Origin of the sequence: Klebsiella sp. MS 92-3 (genome assembly GCF_000195655.1) — a bacterium.
Taxonomy (GTDB): domain Bacteria; phylum Pseudomonadota; class Gammaproteobacteria; order Enterobacterales; family Enterobacteriaceae; genus Klebsiella; species Klebsiella pneumoniae.
Genome location: NZ_GL882855.1, coordinates 1 through 14,741 on the forward strand (window position 1 = coordinate 1; position 14,741 = coordinate 14,741).

Consider the following 14,741-nt stretch of genomic DNA (forward strand, 5'->3'; position numbering starts at 1 on the left):
GGCTGCCGGTTGCGACGTCATCGTCCATGCGGTGAATCCGCCGGGCTACCGGCACTGGCGGCAACAGGTACTGCCTATGCTGCGTAACACCCTGCAGGCTGCCGAACGGCAGCGGGCGCTTGTAGTCCTGCCCGGCACGGTCTACAACTATGGACCGGATGCCTTTCCGCTGATTGCTGAAGAGGCCGCACAACAGCCGGTGACCCGCAAAGGCGCCATCCGGGTGGCGATGGAGCTGGCGCTGAAGGATTACGTGCAGCGCGGTGGCCGGGCGTTGATTGTTCGGGCGGGCGATTTTTTTGGCCCGCGCGCCGGAAATAATTGGTTTTCGCAGGGGCTGGTCAAGCCTGGTCAGCTTCCCCGCATCATTAGCTACCCGGGGGCGATCGGCGTCGGGCATCAGTGGGCCTGGCTGCCCGACGTGGCCGCCACCATCGCCGCGCTGCTCGCCCGCAGGCGCGAGCTTGAGCCGTTCGCCCGCTTTCATATGCAGGGCCACTGGGACCCGGACGGCAGCGAAATGAGTCAGGCGATCCAGCGGGTGGTCGCCCGCTATGGCGGCCGAGCGGCAGTGAAGTCTTTTCCCTGGTGGCTGGTGAAGCTGGCGGCGCCCTTCAACGCCACCCTGCGCGAAATGGTCGAGATGCACTATCTCTGGCGTCTGCCGGTACGCCTGCGCAACGATAAACTGGTTGATATTTTAGGCGCGGAACCGCATACCCCGCTCGACAGCGCGGTTTATCAGACGCTGCAAGGCCTGGGTTGTCTGCCCGCCGGCGCGATAAACCAAGAGGCGGGTGAGGCGTAACGCGGCAAGAGGATCACAGAGCGGGGCGTTATTGTGACCAAATCATAATAACGTCACTCGTTGTCAAACGATAGCGATCGCATTAAGCTAAACGGATGACGAAAAATACCCCCACCCCTGCAAGCCGTGGTCCCCATGACCACAGCGTTCGGGACCAGATTCTTGACGCGGCCATGGCGCACTTTAGTCGCTATGGCTATGAGAAAACGACGGTCACCGATCTCGCCAAAGCGATAGGCTTTTCCAAAGCCTATATCTATAAATTCTTTGACTCCAAGCAGGCGATTGGCGAGGCGATTTGCGCCAGCCGGCTGGAGAAGATCATGGTGGCCGTCAGCGCGGCCATCGCCGATGCGCCGTCCGCCAGCGAGAAACTGCGCCGCCTGTTCCGGGCGCTGACCGAGGCCGGCAGTGAACTGTTTTTCGAGGATCGCAAACTGTACGACATCGCCGCCGTCGCGGCGCGCGATAAATGGCCTTCAACGGAACAGTATGCCGGTCATCTGCAGCAGCTGATTGGTCAAATTCTTGTCGAAGGCCGCCAGGCGGGTGAGTTCGAGCGCAAAACCCCGCTGGATGAAGCGACCCTGGCGGTCTATATGGTGATGTGTCCTTTCATCAACCCGGTGCAGTTGCAATACAATCTCGACACCGCGCCCACCGCGGCGGTGCTGCTTGCCTCCCTGATCCTGAGAAGTCTCTCCCCCTGATGAGTGACTATTGACTTTATTGGTCACTAGTCTGAGAATGCGGTCACCATCCGGTCTTTTCATTAAGGTGACCCATGCTCAGGCTCAACGCCGTCCATCTTGCCGTCTGCCTCCTGCCGCTGGCCCTCGCGGGCTGCGGCGAACCTGCCGATCATGACGACCCCCGCATCCGGCCGCCGCTGGTCCGGGTGGCGACCGTCGAGCGCGCGGAGGCCGGCTCGCGGGCCTTTACCGGCGTGATAGTGGCCCGAACCCAAAGCGACCTCGGTTTCAGGGTGGCGGGAAAAGTGCTTGAACGGCGGGTGGAAACCGGGCAGAGCGTCAAGCGCGGTCAGCTGCTGCTGCGCCTGGATCCGGCTGATCTAGCCTTGCAGGCGCAGTCCCAACAGCGGGCCGTAGATGCCGCGCGGGCGCGAGCCAAAAAGGCGGCCAACGATCTGGCCCGCTATCGCGGCCTGGTGGCGAGCGGCGCCATCTCTGCCGCGGAATTCGACCAGATTAACGCGGCAGCAGAGGCGGCGAGAGCCGACCTCAGCGCGGCCCAGGCGCAGGCCAATGTGGCGCAAAACGCCACCGGCTATGCCGGACTGCTGGCGGATGCTGACGGCGTGGTGGTGGAAACCCTCGCTGAGCCGGGGCAGGTGGTCAGCGCCGGGCAGGTGGTGATCCGCCTGGCGCGGGCGGGGCAGCGCGAAGCGCGGGTGCAACTGCCGGAGACGGTGCGCCCGGCGGTCGGCAGCGAGGCGCTGGCGACACGCTATGGCAGCGAATCTCAGCCGGTCACGGCGACCCTGCGCCTGCTTTCGGACGCGGCTGACGCCACCACCCGCACCTTTGAAGCGCGCTATGTGCTGAACGGAGCGCTGGCGAATGCCCCGCTGGGGTCTACCGTGACCCTGCGCATCGGCAACGACCAGGCGCCAGGCCAGGTGCTGGAGGTGCCCCTGGCGTCGGTCTACGATCCGGGTAACGGCCCTGGCGTCTGGCGCATTGCCTCTCGTCCGGCCACCGTCTCCTGGCAACCGGTGACCGTGCTCGGCCTGAATGATGAAACCGCGCAGGTGACCGGCCCGCTGAAGCCCGGCGAGCCGATCGTCGCCCTGGGCGCCCATCTTCTGCACCAGGGCGAGGCGGTGCGGCTGGCGGAACGACGCGAGCATAATGCCGCCGGGAGCCAGCCATGAGCGCCGGGCGTTTTAATCTCTCCGCGCTGGCCGTCTGCGAGCGGTCGGTGACCCTGTTTTTGATTATCCTAATCTCCGTCGCCGGGCTGGTGGCGTTCTTCGGACTCGGGCGAGCGGAAGATCCGCCCTTTACGGTCAAGCAAATGACGGTCATTACCGTCTGGCCCGGCGCCACCGCGCAGGAGATGCAGGATCAGGTCGCCGAGCCGCTGGAAAAACGGCTCCAGGAGCTAAAGTGGTACGATCGCACGGAGACCTATACCCGCCCGGGCATGGCGTTGATAACCCTGTCGCTGCAGGATCAGACCCCGCCTTCCGAGGTGCCGGAGCAGTTTTATCAGGCGCGCAAGAAGCTCGGCGATGAGGCGAAAAATCTGCCTGCCGGCGTCTCCGGTCCGATGATGAATGACGAATTCGCCGACGTCACCTTTGCCCTCTTTGCCCTGAAGGCGCGTGGAGAGCCGCCGCGGCAGCTGGTGCGTGACGCCGAAGCCTTACGCCAGCAGCTGCTGCATGTACCCGGGGTGAAAAAAGTGAATATCCTCGGCGAACAGGCGGAGCGCATTTATCTCTCGTTTTCTCATGACCGTCTCGCCACCCTGGGTCTCTCGCCGGAGGCGATTTTTGCCGCGCTGAACAGCCAGAATGTGCTGACCGCCGCCGGGGCTATCGAGACCCGGGGCGGGCAGATCTTTATCCGCCTCGACGGGGCGTTTGACCGCCTGCAGCAGATCCGCGACACGCCGATTATTGCCGGGGGCAGAACGCTGAAACTGGCCGATGTCGCCACGGTTGAGCGGGGATATGAAGATCCCGCCACCTTCCTGATCCGCCATCAGGGCGAACCGGCGCTGCTGCTGGGCGTGGTGATGCGCGAGGGCTGGAATGGTCTGGCGCTGGGGAAAGCGCTGGACGCCGAAACGACCAGCATCAATCAGAGCCTGCCGCTCGGCATGTCGTTGAGCAAAGTGACCGATCAGTCGGTGAATATCAGCGCCGCGGTCGATGAGTTCATGATCAAATTCTTTGTCGCCCTGCTGGTGGTGATGGCGGTGTGCTTTGTCAGCATGGGGTGGCGCGTGGGCGTGGTGGTCGCGGCGGCGGTGCCTTTAACCCTCGCCGTGGTGTTTGTGGTGATGGCGGCGACCGGCAAAAACTTCGACCGCATCACTCTCGGCTCGCTGATCCTCGCCCTGGGGCTGCTGGTGGATGATGCCATCATTGCCATCGAAATGATGGTGGTCAAAATGGAGGAGGGGTATGACCGCCTCAAAGCCTCGGCCTATGCCTGGAGCCATACCGCCGCGCCCATGCTGGCCGGTACCCTGGTGACGGCCGTGGGCTTTATGCCCAATGGATTTGCGCAGTCCACCGCCGGGGAGTACGCCAGCAATGTGTTCTGGATCGTCGGTATCGCGCTGATTGCCTCCTGGATTGTGGCGGTGATTTTTACCCCCTGGCTGGGGGTGCACCTGTTGCCGGACAGAAAGCCAGCGGCGGCCGGCCACGCCGCGCTGTATGACACCCCGCGCTATCAGCGCTTCCGTCGGCTGCTGACCCGGGTTATTGCTCATAAATGGCGCGTGGCCGCCGGAGTGGTGGCGCTGTTTATCGTGGCGATCCTGGGCATGAGCGTGGTGAACAAGCAGTTTTTCCCCACCTCCGATCGTCCGGAAGTGCTGGTTGAAGTGCAGCTGCCTTACGGGTCGTCGATTAGCCAGACCAGCGCCGCGGCGGCGAAAATTGAGCACTGGCTGCAGCGGCAGCCGGAGGCGAAGATTGTCACCAGCTATATCGGCCAGGGCGCGCCGCGCTTTTACCTGGCGATGGCTCCGGAATTGCCCGATCCCTCCTTCGCCAAACTAGTGGTGTTGACCGACGGGCAGGGTGCCCGCGAGGCGCTCAAGCGGCGGCTGCGGGAGGCGGTGGTCAATGGCCTGGCGCCGGAGGCGCGGGTGCGCGTCACTCAGCTGGTGTTTGGCCCTTATTCGCCTTATCCGGTCGCCTGGCGGGTGATGGGGCCCGATCCGCACGCTCTGCTCGACATCGCCGAGCGGGTTAAATCGGTGCTGCAGGCCAGTCCGCTGATGCGCACCGTCAATACCGACTGGGGTTCGCGGGTACCGGTGATGCATTTCAGCTTCAATCAGGACCGGCTGCAGGCGAGCGGACTCAGCTCCCAGTCCGTCGCCCAGCAGCTGCAGTTCCTGCTGTCAGGGATCCCGATCACCACCGTCCGGGAAGATATTCGCGCCGTGCAGGTGATCGGCCGCGCGGCGGGCGACATCCGTCTGGATCCGGCGAAAATCGCCGACTTCACCCTGGTGGGCAGCGGCGGGCAGCGGGTTCCCTTGTCACAGATTGGCGACGTGTCGATCAGGATGGAGGACCCGCTGCTTCGCCGTCGCGACCGCACGCCGATCATCACCGTCCGCGGAGATGTTGCGGAGAACCTGCAGCCGCCGGATGTCTCCACCGCGCTGATGAAGCCGCTGCAGCCCATTATCGACTCGCTGCCGCCTGGCTATCGCATCGAGACGGCGGGGTCGATTGAGGAATCCGGCAAGGCCACCCGGGCGATGGTGCCGTTATTTCCGATAATGATCGCCCTCACGCTGCTGATCATTATCCTGCAGGTGCGTTCGCTGTCGGCGATGGTCATGGTTTTCCTGACCGCGCCGCTGGGGCTGATTGGCGTGGTCCCGACGCTGCTGCTGTTCAATCAGCCGTTTGGCATCAATGCCCTGGTGGGCCTGATCGCCCTGTCGGGGATCCTGATGCGCAATACGCTGATCCTGATTGGCCAAATCCATCATAACCAACAGGCGGGGCTCGATCCGTTCCACGCGGTGGTGGAGGCGACGGTGCAGCGCGCCCGCCCGGTTCTGCTGACCGCGCTGGCGGCGATCCTGGCGTTCATTCCGCTCACCCAGTCGGTCTTCTGGGGAACGCTCGCCTATACGCTGATTGGCGGGACGCTGGGGGGAACCATCATGACCCTTATCTTCCTGCCGGCCATGTACGCGATCTGGTTCCGCATCCGCCCGGCGAACACGGTACAACAGACAGAGTTGCACCTTCAGAGGTAATTCCACTTTGCCGGACCTGGGCGAGGCACATGGCCAGGCCAGGTCCCGGGCAGCGTCAGGCGGGTAAGGATACCGGCACCGCATGAGTGCGGTGTTGATCCTGTTCGAGGCGATCAAGACAATCGAGGCTGATGGCCGATGGCGAGGTCGCGCCGGTGAGGGTCATGGTAACCTTCATATCCTCGGCAAATAAGCGCAGCAGATGCGCCACGCCCGCTTCGCCCGCCGCGGCCAGGGCATAAATATAGGCCCGACCGAGCAGCACGCCTTTCGCGCCGAGGGCCAGCAGACGTATAACGTCCACGCCGGAGCGCACCCCGGAATCGGCAAGCACTGTCAGATCGTCGCCGACCGCATCCACCACCCTGGGCAGCGCCCGGGCGGTGGGGATGGCGCCATCGAGCTGTCTGCCGCCATGATTCGACACCACAATACCATCGGCGCCCAGCCGCACGGCATTGCGCGCATCGTCGGCATCGAGGATCCCTTTGATGATTAATTTCCCTTGCCAGCTGTCGCGGATCCACTCCAGATCGTGCCAGGCGATGGACGGGTCGAAGTTGTTGCTGATGAACCCCATATAGTCGTCCATGGTCATTTTGTGGCCGGTGTAGGCTTCGATATTACCAAACGACAGGGGTCTGCCCGCCAGCCCGACGTTCATCGCCCAGCGCGGATGGGTGCAAGCCTGGAGATATTGTCGCAGGGTGGCGTGCGGCCCGGACATCCCTGAGCGGTTATCGCGATACCGCGAGCCGGGGATTGGCATATCGACGGTAAATACCAGGGTTTTCATGCCAGCGGCCCAGGCGCGCTCCAGCGCGTTACGCATATAGCCGCGATCTTTCAGTACGTACAGCTGGGACCAGAGCGCGCCGCTGGCGTGGCTCGCCACCTCTTCAATCGAGCAGACCGACACGGTGGATAAGGTGTACGGGATCCCGGCGCGGGAGGCGGCGCGGGCCGCCTGGACTTCGCCGCGGCGGGCGTACATCCCGGTGGCGCCGACGGGCCCCAGCGCCACGGGCATCGCCCATGCGTCATCAAGGATCGTGGTCGCCAGCGTCGGTTCGCCGGCCCCGCACAGTACGCGCTGGCGAAGAGCTACCGAGGCAAGCTCGGCGGCGTTGGCGTTCATGGTGTTTTCCGCCACCGCGCCACCGTCAATATAATCGAAAAGGAAGCGGGGCAGACGACGACGAGCGGCTTCGCGATAATCGCTGGGGGCTGAAACAATCATTATTATGTCCTTATGTTTTTTAACCTTAGTGGATGTTCTGCAGGTAAAAAAACTATAGGCCTCTAAAAACCGGCGAGGAAATGAAATATTAGCATTCCAGCTATTCCCTGCTGGAATAATCTGGTTTTATCGCTGAGGCTGCTATTTCCTTTTTTTACTCTTCGGCGCGCGCGTTATTTTTATTTATTTCCGCGCAACGTGAAGCTGGCAAAATAAAGACCCGGTATGAGGCGACAGCGCTTTGCGCCATCGCCACCAGGGGGAAGGAGAGGTCAGTGCGGCGCCTGCGTTTTCCGGGAGGTGTAAAGAAGATGAATTTGAAATTGAGCAGATGGTATCTTTTGCTAGCCTTTCTGAGGAGGACAGACGGAGCGACACCATGAAAGATAAAGATGAACAAACGGCATTGATTGGCATGGCCATCGGCGCGGCGGTCATTAGCTTAGTGGCTACACAAAAGCAGATTAATCAGGGGAGTATCGTGGATGAACTGGTGAGGCTGGGCAGACAGAAGGGGGACGGGGTAGAGGATGAGGTCTTTGTCCAGGCCGCCCGGCTGGTGAGTAAAGGCACCTAGCCAGCCGGTATCCCGCCTGGCAGCCCCGTTTGCCCGTTTTATTTTGGTTTTTATTCCCCGAATGCGGCCAGGCGAGCGGCGCTTATTCCTTTCCTGAAGCGTTACCGGCAGGCGCTTTCACTGCCCGCTTTTTTCTAGCGTATGGCCGGGGTTGCGCCCCGCGCTGGCATGGTCTTTCTGTTACGTTGTCACTTTATGTTCGCCTGCAAAGGATAACCAGCAAGGTGGTCTGCCGCTATTGCATAAATCGGTATTTTCGATACATCTTTGCCATTGCGTGCGGAGATAGAATGATTTCAAAATAACATATTATAAATCAATGCATTAAGTTCTATTTGCACGCCCTGATAATCCCCGGGCGAGGGTCTATGCTTATAAAAAGCACTAAATGAGGCAATACCCCTGCTGCAGAAGGGTTGAAGTGATAATCATTATCACTAACATGGCGGTATGCCTTGATGGCGCCAACCTGGAGGTCTATCGATGGAAGTACAAGCAGGAACTTTTAATCCCGCCGATTTCAGCTGGCAGGGACTGACCATGACGCCGGCCGCTGCCGCGCATATCCGCGATCTGATGCGCAAGCAGCCGGATAAGAAAGGGCTGCGGCTGGGCATTAAAACCAGCGGCTGCGCTGGTTTTGGCTATGTGCTCGAAATGATTGCCGAGCCGGCGCCCGACGATCTGCTCTTTGAATCTGACGGGGCGAAGCTGTTTGCGCCGCTGCAGGCGATGCCGTTCATCGACGGCACCGAGCTGGATTATGTCCGGGAAGGTTTAAATGAAATCTTTAAATTTCATAACCCGAAAGCGCAGCATGAGTGCGGCTGCGGCGAAAGTTTTGGGGTGCAGGCGGAGTAACTATGTCGCGTAATACTGAAGCAACTGACGATGTCAAAACCTGGACCGGCGGCCCGCTCAACTACAAAGAGGGCTTTTTTACTCGCCTGCAAACCGATGAGCTGGCCAAAGGCATTAATGAAGAAGTCGTTCGGGCTATCTCGGCTCGCCGCAATGAGCCGCAGTGGATGTTGGAGTTTCGTCTGAATGCCTACCGGGCGTGGCTGGAAATGGAGGAGCCGCACTGGCTGAAAGCGCATTACGATAAGCTGAATTATCAGGATTACAGCTACTATTCCGCGCCCTCCTGCGGCAACTGCGATGAGACCTGCGCCTCCGAGCCTGGCGCGGTGCAGCAGACCGGGGCCAATACCTTTCTGACCAGCGAGGTGGAAGAAGCCTTTAACCAGCTGGGCGTGCCGGTACGCGAAGGGCGCGAGGTGGCGGTGGACGCGATATTTGACTCGGTGTCGGTGGCGACCACCTACCGAGAAAAGCTGGCCGAGCAGGGGATCATCTTCTGTTCTTTCGGCGAGGCGATCCACGATCATCCGGAACTGGTGAAAAAGTATCTGGGCACCGTAGTGCCGGGGAATGACAACTTCTTTGCCGCGCTGAACGCCGCGGTGGCTTCGGACGGCACCTTTATCTATGTGCCGAAGGGCGTCCGCTGCCCGATGGAGCTGTCGACCTATTTCCGCATCAACGCCGAAAAGACCGGGCAGTTTGAACGCACCATTCTGGTGGCTGATGAAGGCAGCTACGTCAGCTATATTGAAGGCTGCTCGGCGCCGGTGCGCGACAGCTATCAGCTGCATGCCGCGGTCGTTGAAGTCATCATCCATAAAGACGCGGAAGTGAAATACTCCACGGTGCAGAACTGGTTCCCCGGCGATAACAACACCGGCGGGATCCTCAACTTCGTCACCAAGCGCGCCCTGTGCGAAGGGGAGAACAGCAAAATGTCATGGACCCAGTCGGAAACCGGCTCGGCCATCACCTGGAAATACCCCAGCTGCATCCTGCGCGGCGATAACTCGATCGGCGAATTCTTTTCGGTGGCGCTGACCAGCGGCCATCAGCAGGCGGACACCGGCACCAAAATGATCCATATCGGCAAGAACACCCGCTCGACCATCATCTCGAAAGGGATCTCCGCCGGACACAGTCAGAACAGCTATCGCGGGCTGGTCAAAATCATGCCGACCGCCACCAACGCCCGCAACTATACCCAGTGCGATTCGATGCTGATCGGCCCGGACTGCGGGGCGCATACCTTCCCGTATGTTGAATGCCGCAACAACAGCGCCCAGCTGGAGCACGAGGCGACCACCTCGCGGATTGGCGAAGATCAATTGTTCTACTGCCTGCAGCGCGGGATCAGCGAAGACGATGCCATCTCGATGATCGTCAACGGTTTCTGTAAAGACGTCTTCTCCGAGCTGCCGCTGGAGTTCGCTGTAGAGGCGCAAAAATTGCTGGCCATTAGCCTTGAACATAGCGTCGGCTGATAATTAAGGAAAAAAGATGTTAAGTATTCAAGATTTACACGTCGCCGTCGAAGATAAAGCGATCCTGCGCGGGCTGAACCTTGAGGTGCGCCCGGGAGAGGTCCACGCCATTATGGGGCCGAACGGCTCAGGCAAAAGTACGCTTTCGGCCACCCTGGCCGGGCGTGAAGATTATGAGGTGACTGGCGGTCGCGTTGAATTTAAGGGCAAAAACCTGCTCGAACTCGCTGCGGAAGATCGCGCCGGGGAAGGTATCTTTATGGCCTTCCAGTATCCGGTAGAGATCCCCGGCGTCAGCAACCAGTTTTTCCTGCAGACTGCGCTGAATGCCGTGCGCAACTATCGTGGCCAGGAGGCGCTGGATCGTTTCGATTTCCAGGACTTAATGGAAGAAAAGATCAAGCTGCTGCAGATGCCGGAAGATCTCCTGACCCGCTCGGTGAACGTTGGCTTCTCCGGCGGTGAGAAAAAGCGCAACGATATTCTGCAAATGGCGGTGCTTGAGCCGGAGCTGTGCATTCTCGATGAATCGGATTCGGGGTTGGATATCGATGCCCTGAAAATCGTCTCCCAGGGAGTGAATGCCCTGCGCGACGGCAAACGCGCCTTTATCATTGTCACCCACTATCAGCGCATCCTTGACTATATCAAGCCGGACTATGTCCATGTGTTGTATCAGGGGCGGATTGTGAAGTCGGGCGATTTCTCTCTGGTCAAACAGCTGGAGGAGCAGGGCTATGGCTGGCTTACCGAACAGCAGTAACGCGCTGCAGCAGTGGCACCATCTGTTTGAAGCGCAGGGCGGCCCGCGTACCCCGGAGGCCAGTCAGCATCTGCAGCAGCTGCTGCGCCTTGGGCTGCCGACGCGCAAGCACGAGGACTGGAAATACACTCCGCTGGATGCCCTACTTAACGGTCGCTTTGTCGCCGATGAGGGGGCCTCTCTCAGTGCTGAACAGCGTGATGCGCTGGCGCTGCCGCTGGACGCCTGGCGGCTGGTGTTTATCGATGGCCGCTATCATCCTCAGCTGAGCGACGATCTTGCCGCCAGCGGCGTGGAGGTCAGTGTCGATAATCAGCGCCAGCATCTGCCGGATGCCCTGCAGCCGGAGGTGTTTCTCCATCTGACCGAAAGCCTGGCCCAGACGGTGACCCGCATTCGCGTGCCGCGCAACCGCCGCCTGGATAAACCGCTGCTGCTGATGCATATCACTAGTGGCCTGGCCGGCGATGCGCTGAATACCGCCCACTATCGCCATCACCTGGCGCTGGAGAGCGGGGCGGAGGCGACGATTGTCGAGCATTACCTGAGCCTCAATGAGCAGCCGCATTTCACCGGCGGGCGATTGACCATGACGGTGGCCGATAACGCGCACCTCCAGCATATCAAGCTGGCATTTGAGAATGCCCGCAGCTATCACTTCGCCCATAACGACCTGCTGCTGGGCCGCGACGCCTCGGCTTTCAGCAGCAGTTTCCTGCTTGGCGGCCAGGTGCTGCGTCACCAGACCAGCACCCGCCTGGGCGGCGAAAACAGCAACCTGCGCCTCAATTCGCTGGCGATGCCGGTGAAAAATGAGGTCTGCGATAGCCGCACCTGGCTCGACCATCAGGTCGGCTACTGCACCAGCCGCCAGCTGCACAAAACCATCGTCAGCGATAAGGGGCGGGCGGTGTTTAACGGGCTGATCAACGTCGCGCCGCTCGCGCTGAAAACCGACGGTCAGATGACCAACAATAATCTGCTGCTCGGGCGGCTGGCGGAGGTCGACACCAAACCGCAGCTGGAAATTTACGCCGATGACGTGAAATGCAGCCACGGGGCGACGGTGGGGCGCATTGACGAAGAGCAGCTGTTCTATCTGCGCTCGCGAGGTATCGAACAGCAGGCGGCGCAGCAGATGATCCTCTACGCCTTCGCCGCCGAGCTCACCGAGGCTATCCGCAGCGACGCGCTCAGAGAGCAGGTGCTGGCGCGTATTGGACAGCGTTTGCCGGGAGGCACTGTATGACATTTTCAGTAGAACAGGTTCGCGCCGATTTTCCGGTACTGAACCGGGAGGTCAACGGTCAGCCGCTGGTCTATCTCGACAGCGCCGCCAGCGCCCAGAAGCCGGAGGCAGTGATCGGCGCCGAAGCGGAATTCTATCGCCACGGCTACGCGGCGGTGCACCGCGGCATCCATACCCTCAGCGCGGAAGCCACCGCGCGGATGGAAGCCGTGCGTCAGCAGGCGGCCACCTTCCTTAACGCCGGGTCGGCGGAGGAAGTGGTGTTCGTCCGCGGCACCACCGAGGGTATCAACCTGGTGGCCAACAGCTGGGGAAACGCCAACGTCGGCGCCGGGGATAACATCATCATCAGCGAAATGGAGCACCACGCCAATATTGTGCCGTGGCAGATGCTGTGCGCCCGCGTCGGGGCTGAGCTGCGGGTGATCCCCCTGAACCCGGACGGTACGCTGCAACTGGATGTTGTCCCGGGACTGTTTGACCCGCGCACCCGCCTGCTGGCGATAACCGAGGTCTCCAACGTGCTGGGGACGGAAAACCCGCTGGCGGCGCTGATTGCTCTTGCGCATCAGCATGGCGCGAAAGTGCTGGTGGATGGCGCCCAGGCGGTGATGCACCACCCGGTGGACGTCCAGGCGCTGGGCTGCGATTTTTATGTTTTCTCCGCCCACAAGCTGTATGGGCCGACCGGGATCGGCGTGCTCTACGCCCGGTCCGAGCTGCTGCAGACGATGGCGCCTTGGGAAGGGGGCGGGTCGATGATCGCCACCGTCAGCCTGACGGAGGGCACCACCTGGAATCAGGCGCCGTGGCGCTTTGAGGCCGGCACGCCGAATACCGGGGGGATCATCGGCCTCGGCGCGGCGCTGACCTACGTCAGCCAGCTGGGACTGACGCAGATTGCCGAGTATGAGCAGACGCTGATGCGCTACGCGCTCGATGCCCTGCGCGCGGTACCGGATCTGATCCTTTACGGCCCGGCGCAGCGTAAAGGGGTAATTGCTTTCAACCTCGGTCAGCATCACGCCTATGACGTCGGCAGCTTCCTCGATAACTACGGGATCGCCGTGCGCACCGGACACCACTGCGCGATGCCGTTGATGGCCCGGTATCAGGTACCGGCTATGTGTCGGGCATCGCTGGCGATGTACAATACCACGGAAGAGGTGGACCGCCTGGTGGCCGGCCTCCAGCGGATCCGCAAACTGTTAGGGTAAAGGACGGGACAATGGCGGCACTACCGGACAAAGACAAACTGTTGCGTAACTTTAGCCGTTGCGCCAACTGGGAAGAGAAGTATCTCTATATCATCGAGCTTGGCCAGCGTCTGGCGCCGCTAAGCCCGGAAGAACATAGCGTGCAGAACATTATTCAGGGCTGTCAAAGCCAGGTCTGGATCGTGATGGACCAGGATCCCACAGGCGTGATCACCCTGCGCGGCGATAGCGATGCGGCGATCGTCAAGGGTCTGATAGCGGTGGTGTTTATCCTCTATGACCGGATGACCGCTCAGGACATCACCGAGTTCGACGTGCGTCCGTGGTTTGAAAAAATGGCGCTCACCCAGCATCTCACCCCCTCCCGCTCGCAAGGCCTCGAAGCCATGATCCGCGCGATACGCGCGAAAGCGGCAAATATTAGCTAGAATAAACAGGTAGATTTCATTCTGTTACGTCCGGCAGGGCGCTGACCCTGCCGCCGTTCAGTCTCCTGGCGTTTTATCAGCGAAAGAAGGAATCTCAGTATGAAACGCAAAACGATGATCACCTTAGCCCTTCTCAGCGCCCTTGGCGCCTCCACGGCCGCCTGGGCCGTTGATTACCCGCTTCCTCCCGCCAACAGTCGGCTGATTGGTCAGAATCAGTACTGGACGGTCCAGGAGGGAGATCGCAACCTGCAGGCGATTGCGCGCCATTTCGATACCGCGGCGATGCTGATCCTCGAAGCCAACGATACGATTGCGCCGGTGCAGCCGAAGCCCGGCACTCAGGTCCTTATCCCTTCTCAGATGCTGCTGCCCGACGTGCCGAGGGAGGGCATTGTCGTCAACCTCGCCGAACTGCGGCTGTATTACTTCCCGCCGGGAGAGAATCAGGTGCAGGTCTATCCGCTGGGCATTGGCCAGTTAGGTCTGGAAACGCCGGAGATGACCACCCGCGTGGGGCAGAAGATCCCTAACCCTACCTGGACGCCTACCGCCGGCATCCGCGCGCGCTCGCTGGAGAAAGGGGTGACGCTGCCAGCGGTGGTCCCGGCCGGACCGAACAATCCCCTGGGCCGCTATGCGCTGCGTCTGGCCTACGGTAACGGTGAATATCTCATCCACGGAACTAACGCCCCAGACAGCGTTGGTCTGCGCGTCAGCTCGGGCTGTATGCGGATGAACGCTGATGACATCAAAGCGCTGTTCAGCCAGGTGAAAACCGGGACGCCGGTACGGATTATCAATCAGCCGGTGAAGTTTGCCGTCGAGCCGGATGGTAAACGCTATGTCGAAGTCCACAGGCCGCTTTCGCAGACCGAAGGGGAAAACACCCGGACCATCGCTTACACGCTGCCAGCGGCGTTTCACGCCTTCGCAGAGGATAAAGCAGTGGATGACCTGCAGTTGAAAAAAGCGATGTCGAGAAGGGCGGGGTATCCGGTGGTGGTGTCGGCGGGGGCAGGTAGCACGGCGACGTCGCTGTCGGCGCAGAATAGTTCGTCTGACAACGGTCTGCTTACCCAATAGCCCTCATGCTGAGGGCAAAAAAAATGGCGCACAGAGTGC

13 protein-coding genes and 1 pseudogene are annotated in these 14,741 nt (G+C 60.9%); 12 read left to right on the forward strand and 2 right to left on the reverse strand.

The annotated features are described in order from the left end of the window. The 4 genes from HMPREF9538_RS04575 to HMPREF9538_RS04560 all read left to right on the forward strand — a co-directional run. The coding region (locus HMPREF9538_RS04575) for a hypothetical protein (protein ID WP_009486075.1) at nucleotides 1-808 on the forward strand (808 nt) is incomplete at its 5' end. 95 nt (nucleotides 809-903) lie between these two features. Beyond that, the gene (locus tag HMPREF9538_RS04570) at nucleotides 904-1,518 is read left to right on the forward strand and encodes a TetR/AcrR family transcriptional regulator (protein WP_004143215.1); all 615 of its coding nucleotides are present in this window, start codon (nucleotides 904-906) and stop codon (nucleotides 1,516-1,518) included. 74 nt (nucleotides 1,519-1,592) lie between these two features. Next, entirely contained in the window at nucleotides 1,593-2,702 is a 1,110-nt protein-coding gene (locus HMPREF9538_RS04565; RefSeq protein ID WP_009486076.1) for an efflux RND transporter periplasmic adaptor subunit, read from the forward strand. Then, nucleotides 2,699-5,791: an efflux RND transporter permease subunit gene (locus tag HMPREF9538_RS04560; RefSeq protein ID WP_009486077.1), complete on the forward strand. Its 3,093-nt coding sequence runs from the start codon at nucleotides 2,699-2,701 to the stop codon at nucleotides 5,789-5,791. The genes HMPREF9538_RS04565 and HMPREF9538_RS04560 overlap by 4 nt, the downstream gene beginning before the upstream one ends. Nucleotides 5,792-5,846: 55 nt before the next feature. Here HMPREF9538_RS04560 and lldD read toward each other — a convergent pair whose 3' ends face one another. Both lldD and HMPREF9538_RS32475 read right to left on the reverse strand, forming a co-directional pair. Next, complete coding sequence (lldD, locus tag HMPREF9538_RS04555) at nucleotides 5,847-7,031, reverse strand: FMN-dependent L-lactate dehydrogenase LldD (protein WP_009486078.1); 1,185 nt, start codon at nucleotides 7,029-7,031, stop codon at nucleotides 5,847-5,849. Between the two features lie 288 nt (nucleotides 7,032-7,319). Further along, nucleotides 7,320-7,412, reverse strand: a pseudogene (locus HMPREF9538_RS32475) (hypothetical protein); the annotation flags it as partial. Between HMPREF9538_RS32475 and HMPREF9538_RS0128370 the strand changes: the two are divergent. The 8 genes from HMPREF9538_RS0128370 to ldtE all read left to right on the forward strand — a co-directional run bounded on the left by HMPREF9538_RS0128370 (nucleotide 7,411) and on the right by ldtE (nucleotide 14,702). After that, complete coding sequence (locus HMPREF9538_RS0128370; protein ID WP_002908880.1) at nucleotides 7,411-7,608, forward strand: hypothetical protein; 198 nt, start codon at nucleotides 7,411-7,413, stop codon at nucleotides 7,606-7,608. The pseudogene HMPREF9538_RS32475 and the gene HMPREF9538_RS0128370 overlap by 2 nt on opposite strands. Before the next feature lie 483 nt (nucleotides 7,609-8,091). Continuing rightward, nucleotides 8,092-8,469: a Fe-S cluster assembly scaffold SufA gene (gene sufA, locus HMPREF9538_RS04550; protein WP_004143232.1), complete on the forward strand. Its 378-nt coding sequence runs from the start codon at nucleotides 8,092-8,094 to the stop codon at nucleotides 8,467-8,469. Between the two features lie 2 nt (nucleotides 8,470-8,471). Continuing rightward, nucleotides 8,472-9,959 (forward strand): Fe-S cluster assembly protein SufB, encoded by a 1,488-nt coding sequence (sufB, locus tag HMPREF9538_RS04545; protein WP_002908877.1) that lies wholly within the window; start codon nucleotides 8,472-8,474, stop codon nucleotides 9,957-9,959. 16 nt (nucleotides 9,960-9,975) lie between these two features. Next, nucleotides 9,976-10,722 (forward strand): Fe-S cluster assembly ATPase SufC, encoded by a 747-nt coding sequence (gene sufC, locus HMPREF9538_RS04540; protein WP_002908876.1) that lies wholly within the window; start codon nucleotides 9,976-9,978, stop codon nucleotides 10,720-10,722. Continuing rightward, nucleotides 10,697-11,971, forward strand: a complete 1,275-nt coding sequence (gene sufD / locus HMPREF9538_RS04535; RefSeq protein ID WP_002908869.1) for a Fe-S cluster assembly protein SufD — start codon at nucleotides 10,697-10,699, stop codon at nucleotides 11,969-11,971. The genes sufC and sufD overlap by 26 nt, the downstream gene beginning before the upstream one ends. Further along, a complete protein-coding gene (gene sufS / locus HMPREF9538_RS04530) occupies nucleotides 11,968-13,188 on the forward strand; it encodes a cysteine desulfurase SufS (protein ID WP_002908867.1) in 1,221 nt (406 codons plus the stop codon). Before sufD ends, sufS begins: the two co-directional genes overlap by 4 nt. A gap of 11 nt (nucleotides 13,189-13,199) precedes the next feature. Then, a complete protein-coding gene (sufE, locus tag HMPREF9538_RS04525) occupies nucleotides 13,200-13,616 on the forward strand; it encodes a cysteine desulfuration protein SufE (RefSeq protein WP_002908865.1) in 417 nt (138 codons plus the stop codon). 99 nt (nucleotides 13,617-13,715) lie between these two features. Beyond that, nucleotides 13,716-14,702 carry a L,D-transpeptidase LdtE gene (gene ldtE, locus HMPREF9538_RS04520; RefSeq protein WP_004143241.1) on the forward strand — a complete coding sequence of 329 codons (987 nt, stop codon included), beginning with the start codon at nucleotides 13,716-13,718 and terminating at the stop codon, nucleotides 14,700-14,702. Nucleotides 14,703-14,741: the final 39 nt, after the last annotated feature.

Coding starts and splice junctions, on each gene's coding strand:
- HMPREF9538_RS04570 (WP_004143215.1), top strand. CDS start 904: ATGACGAAAAATACCCCCACCCCTGCAAGCCGTGGTCCCCATGACCAC.
- HMPREF9538_RS04565 (WP_009486076.1), top strand. CDS start 1,593: ATGCTCAGGCTCAACGCCGTCCATCTTGCCGTCTGCCTCCTGCCGCTG.
- HMPREF9538_RS04560 (WP_009486077.1), top strand. CDS start 2,699: ATGAGCGCCGGGCGTTTTAATCTCTCCGCGCTGGCCGTCTGCGAGCGG.
- lldD (WP_009486078.1), bottom strand. CDS start 7,031: ATGATTGTTTCAGCCCCCAGCGATTATCGCGAAGCCGCTCGTCGTCGT.
- HMPREF9538_RS0128370 (WP_002908880.1), top strand. CDS start 7,411: ATGAAAGATAAAGATGAACAAACGGCATTGATTGGCATGGCCATCGGC.
- sufA (WP_004143232.1), top strand. CDS start 8,092: ATGGAAGTACAAGCAGGAACTTTTAATCCCGCCGATTTCAGCTGGCAG.
- sufB (WP_002908877.1), top strand. CDS start 8,472: ATGTCGCGTAATACTGAAGCAACTGACGATGTCAAAACCTGGACCGGC.
- sufC (WP_002908876.1), top strand. CDS start 9,976: ATGTTAAGTATTCAAGATTTACACGTCGCCGTCGAAGATAAAGCGATC.
- sufD (WP_002908869.1), top strand. CDS start 10,697: ATGGCTGGCTTACCGAACAGCAGTAACGCGCTGCAGCAGTGGCACCAT.
- sufS (WP_002908867.1), top strand. CDS start 11,968: ATGACATTTTCAGTAGAACAGGTTCGCGCCGATTTTCCGGTACTGAAC.
- sufE (WP_002908865.1), top strand. CDS start 13,200: ATGGCGGCACTACCGGACAAAGACAAACTGTTGCGTAACTTTAGCCGT.
- ldtE (WP_004143241.1), top strand. CDS start 13,716: ATGAAACGCAAAACGATGATCACCTTAGCCCTTCTCAGCGCCCTTGGC.